At 72.8% G+C, this 19,841-nt stretch carries 16 protein-coding genes; 11 read left to right on the top strand and 5 right to left on the bottom strand.

Annotated features, from left to right (window positions below; translation table 11 throughout):
• Positions 1-61 precede the first annotated feature (61 nt).
• Together purN and purH are read left to right on the top strand one after the other, a co-directional pair.
• The gene (purN, locus tag ACIOFR_RS06450; protein ID WP_400992947.1) at positions 62-721 is read left to right on the top strand and encodes a phosphoribosylglycinamide formyltransferase; all 660 of its coding nucleotides are present in this window, start codon (positions 62-64) and stop codon (positions 719-721) included.
• Complete coding sequence (gene purH, locus ACIOFR_RS06445; RefSeq protein WP_400992946.1) at positions 718-2,295, top strand: bifunctional phosphoribosylaminoimidazolecarboxamide formyltransferase/IMP cyclohydrolase; 1,578 nt, start codon at positions 718-720, stop codon at positions 2,293-2,295. Before purN ends, purH begins: the two co-directional genes overlap by 4 nt.
• Before the next feature lie 67 nt (positions 2,296-2,362).
• On the opposite strand, the gene ACIOFR_RS06440 is transcribed toward purH, so the two are convergent.
• The 3 genes from ACIOFR_RS06440 to ACIOFR_RS06430 form a co-directional block, all read right to left on the bottom strand.
• Positions 2,363-3,058: an RDD family protein gene (locus ACIOFR_RS06440; protein WP_400992945.1), complete on the bottom strand. Its 696-nt coding sequence runs from the start codon at positions 3,056-3,058 to the stop codon at positions 2,363-2,365.
• Between the two features lie 158 nt (positions 3,059-3,216).
• Positions 3,217-3,642 (bottom strand): DUF2752 domain-containing protein, encoded by a 426-nt coding sequence (locus ACIOFR_RS06435; protein ID WP_400992944.1) that lies wholly within the window; start codon positions 3,640-3,642, stop codon positions 3,217-3,219.
• Positions 3,639-4,055 (bottom strand): DUF4190 domain-containing protein, encoded by a 417-nt coding sequence (locus ACIOFR_RS06430; RefSeq protein WP_400992943.1) that lies wholly within the window; start codon positions 4,053-4,055, stop codon positions 3,639-3,641. Before ACIOFR_RS06430 ends, ACIOFR_RS06435 begins: the two co-directional genes overlap by 4 nt.
• 234 nt (positions 4,056-4,289) lie before the next feature.
• Here ACIOFR_RS06430 and ACIOFR_RS06425 point away from each other — a divergent pair, with 234 nt between their 5' ends.
• From ACIOFR_RS06425 to ACIOFR_RS06410, 4 genes are all read left to right on the top strand, one after another.
• On the top strand, positions 4,290-5,147 hold the full coding sequence (locus ACIOFR_RS06425) for a bifunctional methylenetetrahydrofolate dehydrogenase/methenyltetrahydrofolate cyclohydrolase (protein ID WP_400992941.1): 858 nt from the start codon (positions 4,290-4,292) through the stop codon (positions 5,145-5,147).
• 48 nt (positions 5,148-5,195) lie between these two features.
• Positions 5,196-5,570, top strand: coding sequence for a DUF3017 domain-containing protein (locus ACIOFR_RS06420; protein WP_400992939.1), 375 nt, complete (start codon positions 5,196-5,198; stop codon positions 5,568-5,570).
• Between the two features lie 201 nt (positions 5,571-5,771).
• Entirely contained in the window at positions 5,772-7,991 is a 2,220-nt protein-coding gene (locus ACIOFR_RS06415) for a hypothetical protein (protein ID WP_400992938.1), read from the top strand.
• 222 nt (positions 7,992-8,213) lie between these two features.
• Complete coding sequence (locus ACIOFR_RS06410) at positions 8,214-9,206, top strand: malate dehydrogenase (protein WP_400992937.1); 993 nt, start codon at positions 8,214-8,216, stop codon at positions 9,204-9,206.
• 67 nt (positions 9,207-9,273) lie between these two features.
• On the opposite strand, the gene ACIOFR_RS06405 is transcribed toward ACIOFR_RS06410, so the two are convergent.
• The gene (locus tag ACIOFR_RS06405; protein WP_400992935.1) at positions 9,274-10,689 is read right to left on the bottom strand and encodes a glycosyltransferase family 39 protein; all 1,416 of its coding nucleotides are present in this window, start codon (positions 10,687-10,689) and stop codon (positions 9,274-9,276) included.
• Positions 10,690-10,939: 250 nt separating this feature from the next.
• On the opposite strand from ACIOFR_RS06405, the gene ACIOFR_RS06400 reads away from it, so the two are divergent.
• Genes ACIOFR_RS06400 through ACIOFR_RS06390 form a run of 3 tightly spaced genes read left to right on the top strand, consistent with a single transcriptional unit; the run spans position 10,940 to position 13,878 of the window.
• The gene (locus ACIOFR_RS06400; RefSeq protein WP_400992934.1) at positions 10,940-12,253 is read left to right on the top strand and encodes a hemolysin family protein; all 1,314 of its coding nucleotides are present in this window, start codon (positions 10,940-10,942) and stop codon (positions 12,251-12,253) included.
• A 30-nt stretch (positions 12,254-12,283) separates the two neighbouring features.
• A complete protein-coding gene (gene trpS, locus ACIOFR_RS06395) occupies positions 12,284-13,321 on the top strand; it encodes a tryptophan--tRNA ligase (RefSeq protein ID WP_400992932.1) in 1,038 nt (345 codons plus the stop codon).
• A 5-nt stretch (positions 13,322-13,326) separates the two neighbouring features.
• Positions 13,327-13,878: a 2'-5' RNA ligase family protein gene (locus ACIOFR_RS06390; RefSeq protein ID WP_400992931.1), complete on the top strand. Its 552-nt coding sequence runs from the start codon at positions 13,327-13,329 to the stop codon at positions 13,876-13,878.
• A 91-nt stretch (positions 13,879-13,969) separates the two neighbouring features.
• Here ACIOFR_RS06390 and ACIOFR_RS06385 read toward each other — a convergent pair whose 3' ends face one another.
• Positions 13,970-17,542: a CDP-glycerol glycerophosphotransferase family protein gene (locus ACIOFR_RS06385; protein WP_400992930.1), complete on the bottom strand. Its 3,573-nt coding sequence runs from the start codon at positions 17,540-17,542 to the stop codon at positions 13,970-13,972.
• Between the two features lie 202 nt (positions 17,543-17,744).
• On the opposite strand from ACIOFR_RS06385, the gene ACIOFR_RS06380 reads away from it, so the two are divergent.
• Both ACIOFR_RS06380 and ACIOFR_RS06375 read left to right on the top strand, forming a co-directional pair.
• Positions 17,745-18,752: a glycosyltransferase family 2 protein gene (locus ACIOFR_RS06380; RefSeq protein WP_400992928.1), complete on the top strand. Its 1,008-nt coding sequence runs from the start codon at positions 17,745-17,747 to the stop codon at positions 18,750-18,752.
• A gap of 104 nt (positions 18,753-18,856) precedes the next feature.
• Positions 18,857-19,825: a YihY/virulence factor BrkB family protein gene (locus tag ACIOFR_RS06375; protein ID WP_400992926.1), complete on the top strand. Its 969-nt coding sequence runs from the start codon at positions 18,857-18,859 to the stop codon at positions 19,823-19,825.
• The last annotated feature ends 16 nt before the right edge of the window (positions 19,826-19,841 follow it).

Genomic DNA, 19,841 nt, shown 5'->3' with positions numbered 1-19,841 from the left:
TAGTGGCCCCACCGACGGTGGATGTACCAGCGGGCGCCAACGACGTACGGAGAATCGCGCAGTGGCCGCTGCTTCCGCCCAAGTCTTCCCGCCCCGCACCCCGGGCCCGGCCCGGCTGGTGGTCCTGGTCTCCGGCTCCGGCACCAACCTCCAGGCGCTGATCGACGCGGTGGCCGACCCGGCCTACGGGGCCGAGATCCTCGCCGTGGGCGCCGACCGGGACGGCATCGCCGGCCTGGAGCGGGCCGGGCGCGCGGGCATCCCGGTCTTCGTCGAGCGGATCAAGGACCACGCCGACCGGGCCGGCTGGGACCGCGCGCTGACCGACGCCGTCGCCGCCCACGACCCCGACCTGGTGGTCACCGCCGGCTTCATGAAGATCCTCGGCCCGGAGTTCGTCGCGGCCTTCGCCGGGCGGATCGTCAACACCCACCCCGCCCTGCTGCCCGCCTTCCCCGGCGCCCACGGCGTCCCCGACGCCCTCGCGTACGGGGTGAAGGTCACCGGCTGCACCGTCCACCTGGTCGATGCGGGGGTGGACACCGGACCGATCATCGCGCAGGGCGTGGTGGAGGTCCTCGACGCCGACCACCAGGACGGCGGCGAAGCGCTGCACGAGCGCATCAAGACTGTCGAGCGCCATCTGCTCGTCGACGTCGTGGGCCGACTGGCCCGCGAAGGTCACCGCATCGAAGACCGAAAGGTATGGATTCCGGCATGAGCGCCGCCTCCAGCACTACTCCCGTCTCCGAGAACGTACGCCCGATCCGGCGTGCCCTGATCAGCGTGTACGACAAGACCGGGCTGGAGGAGCTGGCCCAGGGCCTGCACGCCGCCGGGGTCGCCATCGTGTCCACCGGCTCGACGGCCGGCCGGATCGCCGCCGCCGGCGTGCCGGTCACCGAGGTCTCCGAGCTGACCGGGTTCCCGGAGTGCCTGGACGGGCGCGTGAAGACGCTGCACCCCCGCGTGCACGCCGGCGTCCTCGCCGACCTGCGCCTGGAGTCGCACCGCGCGCAGCTGGCCGAGCTCGGTGTCGAGCCCTTCGACCTGGTCGTGGTGAACCTCTACCCGTTCAAGGCGACCGTCGCCTCCGGCGCCACCCCGGACGAGTGCGTCGAGCAGATCGACATCGGCGGTCCGTCGATGGTCCGTGCGGCCGCCAAGAACCACCCGTCGGTCGCCGTCGTGGTCGACCCGGCCCGGTACGCCGACGTGCTGGACGCGGTCAAGGACGGCGGCTTCGACCTCGCCACCCGCAAGCGCCTGGCCGGTTCCGCCTTCGCGCACACCGCCGCCTACGACGTGGCCGTCGCCTCCTGGTTCGAGGCCGGCTACGCGCCGAGCGACGAGCGCTTCCCCGAGTTCCTCGGCGCCACCTGGGAGCGCCAGAACGTGCTCCGCTACGGCGAGAACCCGCACCAGGGCGCGGCGCTGTACAGCGACGGCACCGGCGGCCTGGCCGGCGCCGAGCAGCTGCACGGCAAGGAGATGTCCTACAACAACTACGTGGACACCGACGCCGCCCGGCGCGCCGCGTACGACCACGCCGAGCCGGCCGTCGCGATCATCAAGCACGCCAACCCGTGCGGCATCGCCACCGGCGCGGACGTCGCCGAGGCGCACCGCAAGGCGCACGCCTGCGACCCGCTGTCCGCCTTCGGCGGCGTGATCGCGGTCAACCGGGCGGTCACCGTCGAGCTGGCCGAGCAGATCGCCGAGATCTTCACCGAGGTCGTCGTCGCCCCGGCGTACGAGGACGGTGCCGTCGAGGTGCTGGCCCGCAAGAAGAACATCCGGGTGCTGCGCGCCCCCGAGGCCCCGACCGGCCGCCTGGAGGTCCGCCCGGTCTCCGGCGGGGTGCTGCTCCAGGAGACCGACCGGATCCACGCGGACGGCGACGACCCGTCGACCTGGACGCTGGCCACCGGTGACGCCCTGTCCGAGGCGGAGCTGGCCGAGCTGGCCTTCGCCTGGCGGGCCTGCCGCGCCGTCAAGTCCAACGCGATCCTGCTGGCCAAGGACGGCGCTTCGGTCGGCGTCGGCATGGGCCAGGTCAACCGGGTCGACTCGGCCAAGCTCGCGGTCGCCCGGGCCGGTGAGCGCGCCCAGGGCTCGTTCGCCGCGTCCGACGCCTTCTTCCCGTTCCCCGACGGCCTCCAGGTGCTGCTCGACGGCGGCGTCAGGGCCGTGGTGCAGCCGGGCGGTTCGGTCCGGGACGAGGAGGTCGTGGCGGCCGCCGCGGCGGCCGGGGTGACGATGTACCTGACCGGCACCCGGCACTTCTTCCACTGATCACCGGCGTAACACCGAGGGCCCCGTACTCCGCGAGCGGAGATACGGGGCCCTCGGTGTTACGGGCTCAGTTGGCCTTGACGACCACGGTGCCCATGATCTTGTCGGCGAAGGTCTGCTTCTTCGCGTCCCACAGCGGCCACAGGTAGCCGACGCAGCAGAAGCCGTCCAGGATGTGCAGCGCCTCACGGCCGAAGGCCGCGCCGAAGCTCAGCTTCTGGCCGTCGGACTCGCGCACCATCCGGATGCTGACGGCCTTCTGGCCGATCGACTGGCCGCTCGCCTTCATGGCCGCGATACCGGCCCAGATCAGCACGTTCACCAGCAGCATGGCGGCGTAGTAGCCGCCCACGCCGGTGGTCTCGGTGTGCGGGTAGCCGCTCGCCGAGTAGGTCGTGGTGACCGACGGCTTCAGCGCCACGAAGACCACGATCCACGGGATCAGGCCGATCAGCAGGTGGTCGATGATGGCCGCCACCACGCGGCTGCCCCAGCCCGCGTAGAAGTTCTGCACCATGCCGGCGTTGGGGTAGCCGCCACCCGGCTGCTGCGGGTAGCCGTAGGCCTGCTGCTGCGGGATGCCGTAGCCGGGGGCCGGCGGCGGCGCCTGCTGCGGGTAGCCGTAGCCGGGGGCCGGCGGCGGCGCCTGCTGCGGGTAGCCGTAGCCGGGGGCCGGCGGCGGCGCCTGCTGCGGGTAGCCGTAGCCGGGCGGCGGCGGGGGCTGCTGGCCGTACGGGTTGTTCGGGTCGGGCGGGTAGCTCATCTCTGCCTCCGGGCAGGAAGGGGACAGCGGGACGGGACAGGAAGATCCTGTGACGGACAGGCAGTTGAGTTGCCGACCGGGTGGGACATTAGCGGAAGATAGTGACAGCGTGCGGGTCAATAGGCGTCAGGACGTCACGAGGGCCGGGGCCGGGGTCCTCAGGGACGGGAGATGCCCAGCCGGTGCAACTGCCAGGCCCAGGAGAGCGTCGCCGCCGCGGCGATCAGCGCGTTCCGGCGGCCGTTCGGCAGCTCCCACCACCAACGGCCGCCGCCGAGCGGCGCGAACAGCAGGCCGAGGCCCACGAGGACCGTCACCGGGTTCGCGGCCAGTGAGGCGACCAGGTCACCGTGGCCCGCCTCGATGAACACGGTGGTGCTGCCGCAGCCGGGGCACGGGATGCCGGTGAACCGGCGCAACGGGCAGAGCACGCCCGGGTCGTGGGCGTCGTGCAGCTGCGCCACCGTCACGGCGGCGACCAGCGCGCCGGCGCCGCGCGCGGCCACGCGCAGCCAGGCTCCCCTGAGAGTTCCGGCGGTGCTCGCCCAGCGGGCGGCCAGGCCGGTCGCGACGGCGGGCGTCACGGCAGGCTTTTGGTGAGGGTGTCGTAGAAGACCAGGCCGGCGATGCCGATCAGGATCGCCAGCGTGCTGAGCGCGATGCCGCCGATCGCCGGCGTCCGGCCGACGCCGGTGCGCTGCGCCCGGTTGAGCCCGGCGATCCCGAGGCCGAGGCCGATCGGGCCGAGCATCGCGCCGTAGAAGCAGATCACGATGCCGATGAAGCCCAGCGCCAGCGAGGCCGTCGCCATGCTGTTGGGCTCGGCCACCGGCTGCGGGGCGTAGGGCTGCGGGGGCTGGTACGGCTGCTGCTGGGGGTAGCCGTAGCCCGGTTGCGGGACCGGCTGCTGGTACGGCGAGGGCGGCGGCGTGCCGTACGGCTGCTGCGGCGGCCCGTAACCGCCGTACGGATCCGGCGCCTGGTACGGATTGCTCACTGTCGTCTTCCCCCGAGATCGTTCTCCGCTCGGGCCCGGACGGCCTGTCACCAGGCCGCGGGCGGCAGAGATTGCCCGGCCTATCGTCTGGTGAAGCACCCCGCGCTGTCCAGCGGCGTTCGTCGACCGGACACAACTGTGGCGCAACCGCAACCAGAACCCCACGTTCCGTATCCGGTGGGCGGCGGCCTCCCCGCAGTACGGGCACGGCCGCCGATCCAGGAGAATGGGTGCATGACTGCCCAGATTCTCGACGGCAAGGCCACCGCTGCCGCGATCAAGTCCGAACTCGCCGTCCGCGTGGCGGCCCTCAAGGAACGGGGCATCGTCCCCGGCCTCGGCACCGTCCTGGTCGGCGACGACCCGGGCAGCCGCTGGTACGTCAACGGCAAGCACAAGGACTGCGCCGAGGTCGGCATCGCCTCCATCCAGCGCGAACTGCCCGCCACCGCCACCCAGCAGGAGGTGGAGGACGTCGTCCGCGAGCTCAACGCCGACCCGTCCTGCACCGGCTACATCGTCCAGCTCCCGCTGCCCAAGGGCCTGGACCCGAACCCGGTCCTGGAGCTGATGGACCCGGACAAGGACGCCGACGGCCTGCACCCCACCTCGCTCGGCCGGCTCGCGCTCGGCATCGAGGGCCCGCTGCCGTGCACCCCGTTCGGCATCGTCGAGCTGCTGCGCCGGCACAAGGTCGAGATCAACGGCGCCGACGTCGTGGTGCTCGGCCGCGGGGTCACGGTCGGCCGCTCGATCGGCCTGCTGCTCACCCGCAAGAGCGAGAACGCGACGGTCACCCTGTGCCACACCGGCACCCGGGACCTCTCCGAGCACCTGCGCCGCGCCGACATCATCGTGGCCGCCGCCGGCGTCGGGCACCTGGTGAAGGCGCAGGACGTGAAGCCGGGCGCGGCCGTGCTGGACGTCGGCGTCAGCCGCGACGGCGAGGGCAAGATCGTCGGCGATGTCGAGCCGGGCGTCGCCGAGGTGGCCGGCTGGATCTCGCCGAACCCCGGCGGGGTCGGCCCGATGACCCGCGCGATGCTGCTCAACAACATCGTCGAGGCGGCCGAGCGCCGCGCCGGCCGCTGATCCGCCGTGGCGGGTGAAGGCACGACGCGCCGCTCCCGGCGCCGTCCGGTGCGGACCACCGGGACGCTGCCGCCGGAGGGCTCGGCGGCGGCGCTCGACGGCGGTCACCCCCTGCCGGTCCGGCAGTGGCCGATAACGCTGGTCCTGGCCGTCGCCGTGCTGGGACTCGCGATCACCTTCGCGGGCGGTTTCAAGGTCGGGCTGCTGACGGTCGGCGGCTCGCTGCTGCTGGGCGCGGTGCTGCGGCTGGTGCTGCCCGAGGTCGGGATGCTCGCGGTCCGCAGCCGCTTCACCGACGTCACGGTGCTGAGCGTGCTCGGCGCGGTGATCGTGCTGCTCACCCTGGTGGCCCAGCCCGACCCGTGGCTCCAGCTGCCGCTGCTCGACAACATCGGGCAGCTGATCGGCCGCCAGCGGCACTGATCCGCGGCGGCCCGAGCCCCGCCCGGCGCCCGCCGGGCGGGGCTCTCCCCTGCGTGTGCACGTGGTGGGAAAAGAGTGTGCGTACGGTGAGGGGCCGTCAGTATGCTGCCGGGGCTCGTGAGGGCTCGGCGGGGGCGCCTTCCCGATGGTTCACGCCCGCCCTCGTTCCGTGGACATCGGAGGGGGAACCGAATGACACCTGTGACCGAAGACCGCCGTCGGCTCGGACGCGCGCTCGCCGTGGCGGCCGTGACCCTGGCCACCGGGGCCGCCACGCTGGCGGTCGCGCCCGCCGGCGCGGCCGCCGAAGCCGCACCGGCCGCCGCCGCGCCGACCCAGCTCGTCCTGCCGGCCGCCCCGCGCGGCATCCCCGGCCGTGACCAGCTCTACGTGGCCGGGGACACCGGCCTGCTGCACGCCCGCGAAGGCAGCGACCACCTGCTGTGGACCCGCTACGACACCGGCGCCACCACCGACACCGGGCTCCGCCTGCCCGCGCCGCTCGGCTCCAACCTGGAGGACGGCGTGCCGTCCCGGCGGTACGCGGGCCGGCCCGACAACCGGTACGGCTCCTCCTCCGACACCGTCGCCGTGCCCGGCCCGCCGGCCGCGGACGGTACCGTCCGGGTCGAGCTCCACGACCTGGCGTCCCGCAAGCCGGTCTCCCTCGGCGCCGTCGACGTCCCGGCCGGCCAGACCTACGACGCCACCTTCGGCCGCACGGTGGTCAGCCACACCGGGACCGACGGATCGGCCACCGGCTGGTACCTGAACACCCTGCAGGGCGCCGCCGTGGTCCGGACCCAGGTGTCCGGGATCCCCGCCGGGGCGCCGTCCGCCTGGGTCGACGGGGACCGGACCTCCGCGCTCCTCAGCTACCGGCTGGACGACGGCAACCACTGGCTGCTGCTGGACCTCGCCACCGGCACGACCGCTGCGCTCCCCGACGAGGCCGAGCGCTACAGCGGAGGCTTCCGGCTCGCCAAGGACGGCCTGCTGCGCCTCGACGGCAACGGCACCGTGGACGTGCTGGACCGGACGGCCCCCTGGACGGTCCGCAGCAGCGGCTACGTGAACTCCCTGCCGCCCGGCGGGTACGACGCGGAGTACCGCAGGCTGGGCGACTGGGTGCTCACCACCCTGTCCGCCGTCAACACCTCCGGCGACAACCGGGGCCGGCCGGTCACCGCGGTCCCGCTGGCCGGCCCCGGCAGCCAGCACTCCGTGCTCGACAGCGCCGACACCCAGCTGCTGCCCGCCCCGGACGGCTCGCTCATCGCCGTCGGCAGCGAGCACCCCCCGGCGTACGGCGACCGCGACACCTTCGTCTACCGGATCACGCCGAACCGGGCCGGCGAGCCGACGCTCCACAGGCTGACCCGGGTCCCGACCGGTCCGGCGACCGTCTTCGGCCTCGCCATCGGCGGCGGCACGCTCTCCGTCGCCTCCGACACCGTCTCCTTCAGCCCCGCCGACTCCACCGGCTCCTTCCGCAGCTACCGGATCTCCGACGGCACGCCTCCGGTGAAGCTCTCCGAGACCCTCGACTCCGCCTACCCGGCCGACGACTGCTACGGCGGCCGGGCCGCCTGCACGGCCCTGTGGGCCACCGGCGACGGCCGCTACCTCCCGGCCCACCCGTCGGTCAACGGCCGGACGGTGGTGATGCGGGCCGGCAGCCAGGAGTGGGGCGCCACCTTCACCACCGGGCTGGAGTCGCAGGGCTCCGTCGACACGGTGGACGCCGACGGCCGGTACGCGGTCTTCGGCGGCTACCGGCCCGGCTGGACCTACGCCCGTCCGACGGCCGTGGTCGACCTCGACACCGGGACGACGACGCTGAGCGCGCCGCTGGCCGCCGCGGCCGTCCGGGGGACGACCCTGTGGAGCGCGAAGCAGGACAGCACGACCGTCACCGCCACCGATCCGACCGGGGCGACCGTCCGGGACTCCTTCACCACGCCCTGCGCGCCGACCCGGCTGCAGGCCGTCTCCCGCTGGGTGTACTGGGGCTGCCAGAACTCCTGGGACGGTGCCCTCAACGCCAGCGGCGTCTTCGACACGGTCACCCGCAGTACGCTGACCGTCCCGGTGCAGTCGAGCCTGAACACCGGCGGCCCCGACCAGGCCCTGCTGGGCGACGGCTACCTGGTGCGGCAGGACCTCGCCGGCGGCCGGCTGCTGCTGGTGGACTTCCACGACGGCATCGCGGCCTCCGGCGCGGAGAGCGCCGCCCAGGTCCGCCGGCTCGCCTCCGGCGCCTACTGGAAGACGCCCCGCCAGCCGCGCAAGGCCTGGGCGGTGGACCGTACCGGCACCGACGTGGTCTGGGTGGACGCCGACCAGCACCGCATCCACGTGGTGCCGTCCGGTGTCCCGCGGACCGGCGCCGCCGCCACGCCGGCCGGACCGACCGGCTGACCGGGCCGGGCGGCGCCGGGCACCGGGGGCCGACACCCCCGGGTCCCGGCGCCACCCGGCACCGTCCGGGTGGGCGTGTGACGCATCAGCCACGCCCGTACGCACCCCCGGCGGGCCCGTTGCGATAGCCTGAGCCGGTTCTCTCGATGTCGAGAGATCATCCTCGGCTCCAGCGCGCCGATGTGCCTGGGGCACGTCGGCGATTTGCTGGAGTAGGCAGAAATGACTCGCACCCCCGTCAATGTCACCGTCACCGGAGCGGCCGGCCAGATCGGCTACGCGCTGCTCTTCCGCATCGCCTCGGGCCACCTGCTCGGCGCCGACGTGCCGGTGAACCTCCGTCTGCTGGAGATCCCGCAGGGTCTGAAGGCCGCCGAGGGCGTCGCCATGGAGCTGGACGACTGCGCCTTCCCGCTGCTGCGCGACATCACCATCACCGACAGCGCCGCCGAGGCCTTCAACGGCGCCAACGTGGGCCTGCTGGTCGGCGCCCGCCCGCGCACCGCCGGCATGGAGCGCGGTGACCTGCTCTCCGCCAACGGCGGTATCTTCGGCCCGCAGGGCAAGGCCATCAACGACAACGCCGCGGACGACATCAAGGTCCTGGTGGTCGGCAACCCGGCCAACACCAACGCCCTGATCGCCCAGCGCAACGCCCCGGACGTGCCGGCCGAGCGCTTCACCGCGATGACCCGCCTGGACCACAACCGCGCGGTCGCCCAGCTCGCCAAGAAGGCCGGCGTCACCGTCGAGGACGTCAAGAAGGTCACCATCTGGGGCAACCACTCCGCCACCCAGTACCCGGACCTCTTCCAGGCCGAGATCGCCGGCAAGAGCGGCTTCGAGGCCACCGGCTCCGACCTGGCCTGGATCGAGAACGACTTCATCCCGACCGTCGCCAAGCGCGGCGCGGCGATCATCGAGGTCCGCGGCGCGTCCTCGGCCGCCTCGGCCGCCAACGCCGCCATCGACCACGTGTACACCTGGGTCAACGGCACCCCGGCGGGCGACTGGACCTCGATGGGCATCGTCTCGGACGGCTCGTACGGCGTGCCGGAGGGCCTGATCTCCTCGTTCCCCGTCACCACCAAGGACGGCAAGTTCGAGATCGTCCAGGGCCTGGAGATCTCCGACTTCTCCCGCGCCCGGATCGACGCCTCGGTCCAGGAGCTGGCCGAGGAGCGCGACGCGGTCGCCGAGCTCGGTCTGATCTGAGTCCGCCGACTCCCCGCTGACGTCCCGGTGAACGGCCGGGCGGCCCTGGGCCGCCCGGCCGTTCCCGTCAGTTCCGGACGAGGAGGGCCACGGTGATCCCGGAGACCTCGTCGACCCTCACCATCCGGTAGTTCGCCCGCAGCACCTGCTGGGCGGCCGGGTAGACCGAGTCGAACGGGTCGGGGTGGCCGGCCCGCGAGACCAGCCAGATCCGCGGCGCGTCCGCCACCCCGCCAGCCGGGTCGTCGGTGAGCTTGGACCACAGGTCGTTGCGCTGCTCGCCGGTCTCGCCGAGCAGCACGTCGCGCGGCTCGACGGTGGCCGGGAGGTAGTACTCCACGCCGGTGTCCACCCCCCACCACACCTGGGTCCAGTCCTGGCCGTAGGCGGCCGCGTCACCCGGCCGGTACCCCTGGGCGACGATCCGGGCCGCGGCCCGGTAGTCCAGCGGCGCGAACCAGGTGACCGGCTTGGGGTACGTGTACGCCGCGTGGGAGAGGTCCCGGTGGACGGCGACCTGGTCGGGCGCGACGGTGGCGGCCAGCACCACCAGGGCCGCCACGGCGTACCTGGCCCGCAGCAGGGCCACCCCGACGCCCGCCAGCAGCGCCCACGCGGGCAGCACGAAGAACAGGTACTTCGGCATGAAGTACGAGACGGCGCCGCGCTGCGAGAGCGCCCAGATCGCGAGCACCGGCAGCACGGCCGACGCGGTCGCGACGGCCAGCGCCGCCTTCCGCCGGTCCCGCCACGCGAAGAGGGCCAGCAGGAACATCACGACGGCCAGCGCGGTGCTGCAGAAGAGCTGCGGCCAGATGGCGACCAGATCGTCGGCGGTCGGGACGGCGACCCAGCTGATCTGGCGCTTCGCCTGGGCCGGAGCCAGCCGAAGCAGCGGGTAGAGCGAGGCGAGACCGAGGCCGACGGCCGCCGCGAAGCCCAGCGGGATCCGCAGGTTGCGCCGGTCGCGCCACCAGGCGATCGCGACCGCCAGCAGGTGCGCGGCCAGGAACCCCAGCGAGATCAGGTGCAGGTAGCCGGCCACCGCCACCGTGGGCGCGTAGGCCAGCCAGCGCGCCGCCGTCGGCCGCTCCAGCGCGCGCAGCAGCATCAGCAGTGCCAGTGACGCGGTCAGTACCACGAGGCCGTACGAGCGGACCTCCTGGGCGTACCGGGCCACCGCGGGTATCAGGGCGAAGACGAGACCCGATATCAGGCCGGCGCGGCGGTCGAACATCCGCTGCCCGCTGAGTGCGACGCACGCGGCGGCGCCGGCCATCGCCAGGACGCTCGGCAGCCGCAGCGCCAGGAGGGAGTCCCCGGCGAGCGAGGTCCAGAAGTGCATCAGCAGGTAGTAGGCGCCGTGCACGGCGTCGACGTGGTGCAGCATGGCGAGGATCGCGCCGGTCGGCCGTCTGATGACGTTCAGCGTCGCGAGCTCGTCGTGCCAGAGCACCGGGCCGTCGACTCGGTAGAGCCCCACGGCCAGCGTGGCGAGAAAGGGGAGTAGCCAGGTCCCACCTGTCGGCGTCCGTCCGGCGACGGCCCGGTGGGCGCGCTGGGCGGCGTTTTGGAAGCGTCCCGGTCCGGCAGGGCGATCGGCTTCGGTGGGAGGAACGGGGACCGCAGCGTCCATCGATGTCCTCGGGCGGTTTTGCACGGATCTGTCTCGCGACATTCTGGCGGAGCGAAGCGCTCCGGGCGAAGTGCCGGCCGTCCTAGGATGACCTGCTGTGAGTGAAACCCTGCAGGACGCGGCACTCGTCCTGGTCTTCATCATGCTGGGCGGCCTCTTCAACGTCGCCGAGATCTCGCTGATCTCGCTGCGCGAGGGCCAGATCCGGGCCCTGGAGTCGCTCGGCAGCCGGCGGGCCGCCCGCGCCGCGCACCTGGCCGCCGACCCGAACCGCTTCCTGGCGGCCGTCCAGGTCGGCGTCACCTGCATGGGCTTCCTGTCCGCCGCCTTCGGGGCGGACACCCTGGCCGGCAAGCTCGCCCCGGTCTTCGTCGACCTCGGCCTGTCCGAGGGCCTGGCGGACACCATCGCGCTGGTCGGCCTGACCCTGGTGATCTCGTACGTCTCGCTGGTGCTGGGGGAGCTGACCCCCAAGCGGATCGGGCTGCAGCGGGCCGACTCGATCGCGGTGCTGGCCGCGCCGGTGGTCGACCTGATGTCGGTGGTGCTGAGGCCGGCGATCTGGCTGCTGGGGCACTCCACCAACCTGATGGTCCGGCTGTTCGGCGGGGACCCGTCGGCCGGCCGCGGTTCGATGAGCTCGGAGGAACTGCGCGGCCTGGTGGCCGCCAGCACCGAGCTGGGCAGCGACGAACGGGCCCTGATCGCGGACGTCTTCGCGGCCGGCGAGCGCCAGCTGCGCGAGGTGATGGTGCCGCGCACCGAGGTCACCTTCCTGGACGCCGAGCGCCTGGTCGCCGAGGTCCGCCCGGAGACCGACTCCGCGCCGCACTCCCGCTACCCCGTCGTCGAGGGCTCGTACGACGCCGTGACCGGCTTCGTGCACATCCGCGACCTGTACGGCGCGCCCGGCGAACGGGCCGTCCGGGTCCGCGACCTGGCCCGCCCGGTGAAGCTGCTGCCGGCCACCAAACGGGTGCTGGAGGCGATGAGCGAGATGCGCAGGGAGGGCCACCACCTGGCGATCGTGGTGGACGAGTACGGCGGCACCGCCGGCATCGTCACCCTGGAGGACCTGGTCGAGGAGCTGATCGGCGACATCCGCGACGAGTACGACGCCCAGGACACCACCGCCACCCGGCGGCTCGCCGGCGGCGGCGTGGAGCTGGACGGACTGCTCAACCTGTCCGACTTCACCGAGGAGACCGGCGTCACCCTGCCGGAGGGCCCGTACGAGACGGTGGCCGGATTCGTCGTGCGCGAGCTGGGCCGGCTGCCCGAGGCGGGGGACCAGGTGACCATCGAGGGCGGTGCGCTGCTGACGGTGGCCAAACTGGACGGCCGCCGGATCGAACGCATCAGGGTGAGTGCCGTCACACTGTCGATTCCTCCAGGGGCGGAAGTTTCCTGAGCGGTCGGTGAAGCTGGAACAATGGCCCCCATGGTCAACGCAGCGGTCACCGGTCCGGTGAAGGACCGTCCACGGGTCCTGTCCGGTATCCAGCCCACCTCCGGCTCCTTCCACCTCGGCAACTACCTCGGCGCGGTGCGCCAGTGGGTGGACCTGCAGGAGGAGAACGACGCCTTCTACATGGTGGTCGACCTGCACGCGATCACCGTCGAGCAGGACCCGGACACCCTCCGGCAGAACACCCGGATCTCCGCGGCGCAGCTGCTCGGCGCGGGCCTGGACCCGGAGCGCTGCACCCTGTTCGTCCAGTCGCACGTCCCCGAGCACGCGCAGCTCGCCTGGGTGATGAACTGCCTGACCGGCTTCGGCGAGGCCGCCCGGATGACGCAGTTCAAGGACAAGTCGGCCAAGCAGGGCAGCGACCGCACCTCGGTCGGCCTGTTCACCTACCCGATCCTGCAGATCGCGGACATCCTGCTCTACCAGGCGGACGCCGTCCCGGTCGGCGAGGACCAGCGCCAGCACCTGGAGCTCACCCGCGACCTCGCGGAGCGCTTCAACAGCCGCTACGCGCCCACCTTCACGCTGCCGAAGCCGTACATCCTCAAGGAGACGGCCAAGATCCTGGACCTCCAGGACCCGACGGCGAAGATGAGCAAGTCGGCGTCCTCCGCCAAGGGCCTGGTCAACCTGCTGGACGAGGCCAAGGTCAGCGCCAAGAAGATCAAGAGCGCGGTGACCGACACCGGCACGGTGGTCTCCTACGACGAGGAGAACAAGGCCGGGGTCTCCAACCTGCTGCGGATCCACTCCGCGCTCAGCGGGCAGTCCGTGGAGCAGCTGGTCGCGCACTTCGAGGGCCGGATGTACGGCGCCCTCAAGACCGAGCTGGCGGAGCTGTTCACCGAGTGGGTGACGCCCTTCCAGGCCCGCACCCAGGGCTACCTGGACGACCCGGCCGAGCTGGACCGGGTGCTGGGCCTCGGTGCGGAGAAGGCCCGGACGGTGGCGTCCGAGACCCTGGCCACGGTCTACGACCGCATCGGCTTCCTCGCGCCGAAGCGCTGATGCCGGTGGACTCCCTTCCCGACGGTGGCGACCTCCCCGAGGCCGTCACCATCGGGGTGTCCATATCCGTCCCGGAGCCGTTCGGCACGCGGATCCAGGACGCCAGGGCCGGGCACGGCGATCCGCTGGCCCGCTCCATACCGACCCACGTCACGCTGCTGCCGCCGACCGAGGTCCCGACCGCCGCACTGCCGGGCATCGAGGCCCACCTGAGGGCGGTCGCGGCCGGCCACCGGCCGTTCCGGATGCTGCTCCGGGGCAGCGGGAGCTTCCGTCCGGTCTCGCCGGTGGTGTTCGTCCGGGTCGAGGAGGGCGCGCAGGAGTGCCGGGCGCTGGAGGCGGACGTCCGCTCCGGCCCGCTGGCCCGGGAGCTCGCGTTCCCGTACCACCCGCACGTCACGGTGGCGCACGGGCTGCCGGAGCCGGTGCTGGACGAGGCCTTCGAGCAGGCGCGCGGCTTCCGGGCGGCCTTCGAGGTCACCGGGTTCAGCCTCTCCCGGTTCGGGCCGGACGAGGTCTGGCGGCCCTGGCGCGGCTACCGCTTCGGGCCGGCCTGAGCCGCCCGGGGACGCCGCCCGCAGCACCCCCGGAGACACCGATCCCCCCGCAGGCCGCCGGACGGCCTGCGGGGGGATCGTCGTTGCCGCGTCAGTGCCCCAGGAGGGCGTCCACCACCCGCACCGAGGCCTGGCCGTCGTCGAGGTCGCAGTAGGCCTCGCGGAACGCCGCGTACTTGTCCTGGTGGCCGGCCGTCGCCTCGTCCACCCGGCCGAGTGCCGCGACCAGCTCCTCGGACGTCGACAGCAGCGGGCCGGGCGCCTGGGACTCGAAGTCGAAGCTGAAGCCGCGCAGGTTGTCCCGGTAGTGCTCCAGGTCGTACGTGAAGAACAGCATCGGCCGGCCGGTGTTCGCGAAGTCGAACATCGCCGAGGAGTAGTCGGTGACCAGGACGTCCGCGATCAGCAGCAGCTCCGCCGTGTCGGGGTAGCTGCCGACGTCCCAGACGTAGCCGTCGCCGGCGCCCGGCACCTGGCCGTACGTCGACTCGTGGCCGCGCACCAGCAGCACCTGGTCGTCGCCGAGCGCGGCGCGGGCCGCGTCCAGGTCGAGCCGCAGGTCGAACTGGTAGCCGTCCTGCGGGCGGCGGCGGTCCTCGCGGAAGGTCGGCGCGTACAGCACCACCTTCTTGCCCTCGGGCAGGCCGAGGCGCTCGCGGACCCGCTCGGCGGTCTTCTCCCGGTCCGAGGCGAACAGCAGGTCGTTGCGGGGGTAACCGGTCTCCAGGATCTCGCCCTCGTACCGGAAGGCCCGCTTCAGCACCGGCGTGGACCACCGGTTGGCCGACACCAGCATGCTCCACTGCGGCACCTCGGCCGTCAGGTGCTCCAGGTACTCGGAGTCGGTGAACCAGACCTTCTCGAAGTCGTGCCCGATCCGCTTGAGCGGCGTCCCGTGCCAGGTCTGCAGGACCACCTGGCCGGGGCGCCGGGTGAAGAACGGCGGCAGGTGGGTGCTGGTCACCACGTACTTGGCGGTGGCCAGCGCCTCGTACCACTCGGCGGACAGCCGGCGCAGCGGCTCGGCGCTCTGCGGGGCGTCGGTCTGCAGGTCGTCCGAGGTCCACAGGTGCCGCAGCGGCGCACCGCGGCGGACCAGCTCCTCGTGCACCGAGCGCGGCGAGCCGGCGTACCGGCCGCCCGGACCCGTGTGGTACACGACCGTGTCGGTCAGCGGGCGCTGCTGGAGGGAGGCGAAGGAGGACCGCAGCTGCCGCTGCCGGTACCCGCTGCGCTCCTCGGGCGCCAGTATGTCGTGCGACTCCAGGGACAGGCCGTCGTACAGCCGGCGCTCCAGGGTGATCTGCTTGCCGCGGGCGTCGACGCTCAGCGGCAGCTGCCCGTGGCAGGACGGTGCGAGCAGCGCGGTGGGCCACAGCCGGTCGGCGGGAGAGCCGAACGGCCGGAAGAAGACCTCCCAGGTGCCCTTGCGCAGCGGCACCGGGCCCGCGAAGCTCGCCGTCGGCACCGCCGGCAGGGCCGTCCGGAACCGGCCGTCCGCGATCTCGACCGGGTAGCAGTGCTCCTCCTCGCGCCAGCGGTGCCGCACCACCAGCTCGTACCGGTGCGTGCCGGGCAGCGGGAAGCTGCCGGCGAGCAGGAAGCCCTCACCGTCGTCGGCGGCGGAGACCTCCTCCACCACCGGCTGCAGGACCTGGTCGGCGAACTGCAGGTAGCCGCTGGGCGAGGGCTTGGAGTAGAGCGCCCGGGAGGCGTCGCCGATCGGCATGTCCAGGTGCCTGGGGTCGGCGCGCTCGTCGACGACCACCGGCAGCGAGCTGCCGTCGGTCAGCAGCAGCACCACGTCCCAGCGGTCCCGCAGGCGCTCGTCGGCGGCCGGGTCCAGCAGGTCCCAGGCCTCGCGCACCTCGGTCAGCGCCTCCACCGGGAAGCTGGAGGTGAACGGCACCTGCCGGCCGGTCGGCACGCCCAGTTCGAGCGGGAAGACCAGCGAGCGGTCCGACTCGACGTGCTGCAGCCGCAGCCGCGCGCCCGCGAGGTCGGCACCGGAGCCGACCAGACCGGCCAGGGTCACCGTGCCGCGCTCGCCGGTCACCTCGGCCACCCGGGCCCGGACCCGCTCGACCCGCAGGTTGACGTGCCCGTCCTTGAGCCACGGGACGATCCGCACGTCCTGCTCGACCCAGTGCACCGGCGGGTACTCGGCGGTGTCGCTCCAGCCGCCGGAGACCCGGCCCTTGTACACGCCGCCCTTGCCGACACCGGCCACCAGCAGCCGCCAGGAGCCGTCCTTCCACTGCCCGCGGTGCTTCATCCGGGACGGGTCGATGGACGCGGAGAAACCGGCCCAGTCGCAGCTGTACAGCGAGTGCGGCGAACTGGCCGTCGCCTCCGGGCTGTACATCGCCTTGGTCGGCACCGCCACCACCCGGCGGCCGGAGCTCTCCCGCAGCACCAGGCCCTTGACCATGTCGTGCCTGTTGCCCGCGCCCAGGTGCTCGGGGAAGGCGTGGCCGGTCAGCTGGAGCCGCCCGTCCGTCCAGTGGGCGTCGTACAGCCGGCTGCGCATGACCAACGCATTGTCCAGCCGCAGCACCTCCGGCGGCACGCTCTTGCGCCCGCCCCGCAGGAACGGGTAGTCGGCGTACGGGCGGAGCAGGCCGCGGGCGGGCGCCGCGCCGTTGCTGTCCTTCTCGAACCGCAGCTGCTCGACCAGCTCGGCCATCCGGTTCTGCACGGTCAGGTGGTACTTCAGCCGCAGCGGGGCACGCAGTTTGCGGACCTGCTCCGGGCCGATCGCCCGCAGCAGCCGGCTCACCGACTCCTGGTAGGCGTCCCGGTACGCCTGGTCGCCCTCCAGCACGGACCAGAAGAACATCGGGATCTCCTCGACGAGGTTGTTCTCGTCGTAGGAGCGCAGGTAGCGGCGGTACTTCGGGTCCTGCTGCTCCTGCAGCCAGGCCCGCACCAGCTCCATCGACTTGACCCGGTCGATGACGCCCTTGGGGTTGAACTTCATCTGTGTGATCGACATCTCGCCGACCTCGCGCTCCCGCCAGTGGTAGATCGGCTCGGAGAGCACGTCCACGCTCTTGGCGAGGTAGTGGTGCGGCACGCTGACCGGGGCGTCCTCGTACAGGATGCCCTCGGGGTACAGCACGCCGGCCGCGTCGAAGAAGGACCGCCGGTACACCTTGTTCCACGCCGTGCGGTCGGTGACCAGGGTGGGGATGTCGGTGATGTGGGTGGTGAGCCTGGTCTCCTTGAACGGCTTGCGGTGACCACCCGAGGGGTAGAAGCCGATCGCCCGGAAGCGCAGCACGTTCCCGGTGGCGAAGTCCGAACCGGTCTGCTCCAGCGTGCCGATCATCAGCTCGTACGCGCTGGGCGGGAGGGTGTCGTCACTGTCCACGAAGGCCAGGAACTCGGTGCCGTCGGCGATGTGCCGGTACCCGGTGTTCCGGGCGGCGCCCAGACCCTTGTTCTCCTGCTGGACCAGCCGGAAACGGGAGTCCTTGGCGGCGTAGGCCGCGGCGATGGAGGCACTGGAGTCCTTGGAACCGTCGTCGACCATGACGCACTCGAAGTCGTCGAAGGTCTGGGCGGCGATCGAGTCCAGGCACTCTTCCAGATAGCGCTCGACGTTGTAGATCGGGACGACGACGGAGAGGCGGGGGGCCATCGGCTGCGCAGAGCCTTTCATCAGGTGGTGCGACCGCTCTGCCCGATTTCGGGTGAACCGGGCACTTACCGGCAGCGATCCTACCTTCCGGAGGCTACGGGGGATCGTCGCGCCCGGCCGTGAGGTGCGTCGCCGGTGCCGTCCGGGCTAGGGTGCGGCTGGCCCGCCCCCGGCGCCGGCACCCGCCCGCGGGCCCGGCCGCCGTCCTGGAATGAGTGATCCCATGCCCCGCTTCAGCGTGATCGTCCCGGTCTTCCGGGTGGAGGACTACCTCCAGGAGTGCCTCGACTCGGTGCTGGAGCAGTCCTGCGCGGACTTCGAGCTGATCGCCGTCGACGACCGCTCGCCGGACGGCTGCCCCGCGATGCTGGACCGCGCCGCCGAGCGCGACCCCCGGATCACCGTCCTGCATCTGCCCGAGAACGTCGGGCTCGGCCGGGCCCGGAACGCCGGCCTGGAGATCGCCACCGGCGACTACGTGATCTTCCTGGACAGCGACGACACCCTCACCCCCGGCCTGCTGGCCCGCACCGACGACCGGCTCCGGGCCGGCGCCGACCCGGACATCCTGGTCTACGACTACGCCCGCACCTACTGGGACGGCCGCGTCGTGCGCAGCGCCTCCGCCGCCGTCTTCGGGTGCCCGGGCGCGGACGTCTTCGCCCTCGACGACCGGCCGGACCTGCTCGACCTGCTGATGGTGGTCTGGAACAAGGCCTACCGCCGCGACTTCATCGCCAAGCAGGGCCTGACCTTCCCGGCCGGGTACTACGAGGACACCCCCTGGACCTTCCCGGCGCTGCTCGCCGCCGACCGCATCACCCTGCTCGACGAGGTCGGCCTGCACTACCGCCAGCGCCGCGAGGGCGGCAACATCCTCGCCACCGCGAGCCGCAAGCACTTCGACATCTTCGACCAGTACCGCCTGGTCTTCGGCTTCCTCGACCGCCGCCCCGACCTCACCCACTGGCGGCCGGTGATCTACCGGCGGATGCTCGACCACCTGGTCACCATCGTCAGCAAGCCCGGCCGGATCCGGCCGGGCGACCGCCGCGAGTTCTTCCGCCGCGCCGCCGAGCACTGCGCCCCGCTGCGCCCGGCCGGCTACCGGCCGCCCGCCGGCGCCGAAGGCGTCCGGACCGAGCTGCTCAGCCACGGCCGCTACCTGGCCTTCCAGGGCTTCCGCGGCCTGGCCAGAGCCCGCCGCGCGGTGGCCCGGCGCCCCCGCTGAGCGGGTGACGCCCCGGCCCGGCCCGGGGTGTCCTGCGCCGCCCGGACCCCGGCCCCGGTAGACAGGACCGTCCGTCACAGTCCCGGCCGGGCGGGGAGCGCACCGTGGAATTCCTGACCAAGCTGCCGGTGATCGGCCCGCTCGCGGCCCGGCTGCTGCGCACCCGCGCCTACCGCACCTTCGCGCACGTCACCGACCTCAAGGGCAACCGGCTGGCCGGTGCGGTCACCTACTTCGGCTTCCTGGCCCTCTTCCCCCTGCTCACGGTCGCCCTGGCGATCGCCGTGGCGGTGCTCTCCGACGCCCGGGTCCAGGACCTCCAGGACGACATCGCCAAGCAGGTGCCGGGCCTGTCCGACTCGCTCGACCTGCCCGGTCTGGTCGCCAACGCCGCCACCGTCGGCCTGATCAGCGGCGTGGTGCTGCTCTACTCGGGCCTCGGCTGGGTCGACACCATGCGCGGCTCGATCCGGGACGTCTGGCGGCTGCCCGCCGAGCCGGGCAACGCCGTCCTCCTCAAGGCCAAGGACTGCCTGGTCCTGCTCGGTCTCGGCGTGGTCTGCCTGCTGTCGCTCGGCGCCTCGGCCGCCGCCACCTCGCTGGCCCGCCGGCTGGCCGACGCGATCGGCCTGGAGGGTGGCGCCGGGCGCACCGTCCTCACGGTGGTGGGCCTGCTGATCGCCGTCGGGGCGGACCTGCTGCTCTTCGCCTACCTGCTCGCCCCGTTCCCGCGCATCACCGGCCTGCACCGCACGGCCCTGGTGCAGGGCGCCCTGATCGGTGCGGTCGGCTTCGAGCTGCTCAAGCTGCTGCTCTCGTCCTACCTGGGCTCGGTGGCCGGCAAGAGCCTGTACGGCGCCTTCGGCGTCCCGGTCGCCCTGCTGCTGTGGATCAACTTCGTGACCCGGCTGCTGCTGTACTGCGCGGCCTGGACGGCGCTGGCCGACCCGGAGGCCGCCCGCCGGCGGGCCGAGGAGCAGGCCACCACGGCCCTGGAGGCGGCCCGCACGGGCACCGGGCCCGGGACCGGGCCCGACGGCGGTGCCGAGGCGGCCGGCACCCGGAACGGGTGATCCGTACCCACTGCGC

The sequence above is a fragment of the Kitasatospora sp. NPDC088346 genome, from assembly GCF_044740765.1.
Classification (GTDB): Bacteria; Actinomycetota; Actinomycetes; order Streptomycetales; family Streptomycetaceae; genus Kitasatospora.
Note: the sequence above shows the minus strand (reverse complement) of the source record. Positions and strands in the feature narration are given on the sequence as shown.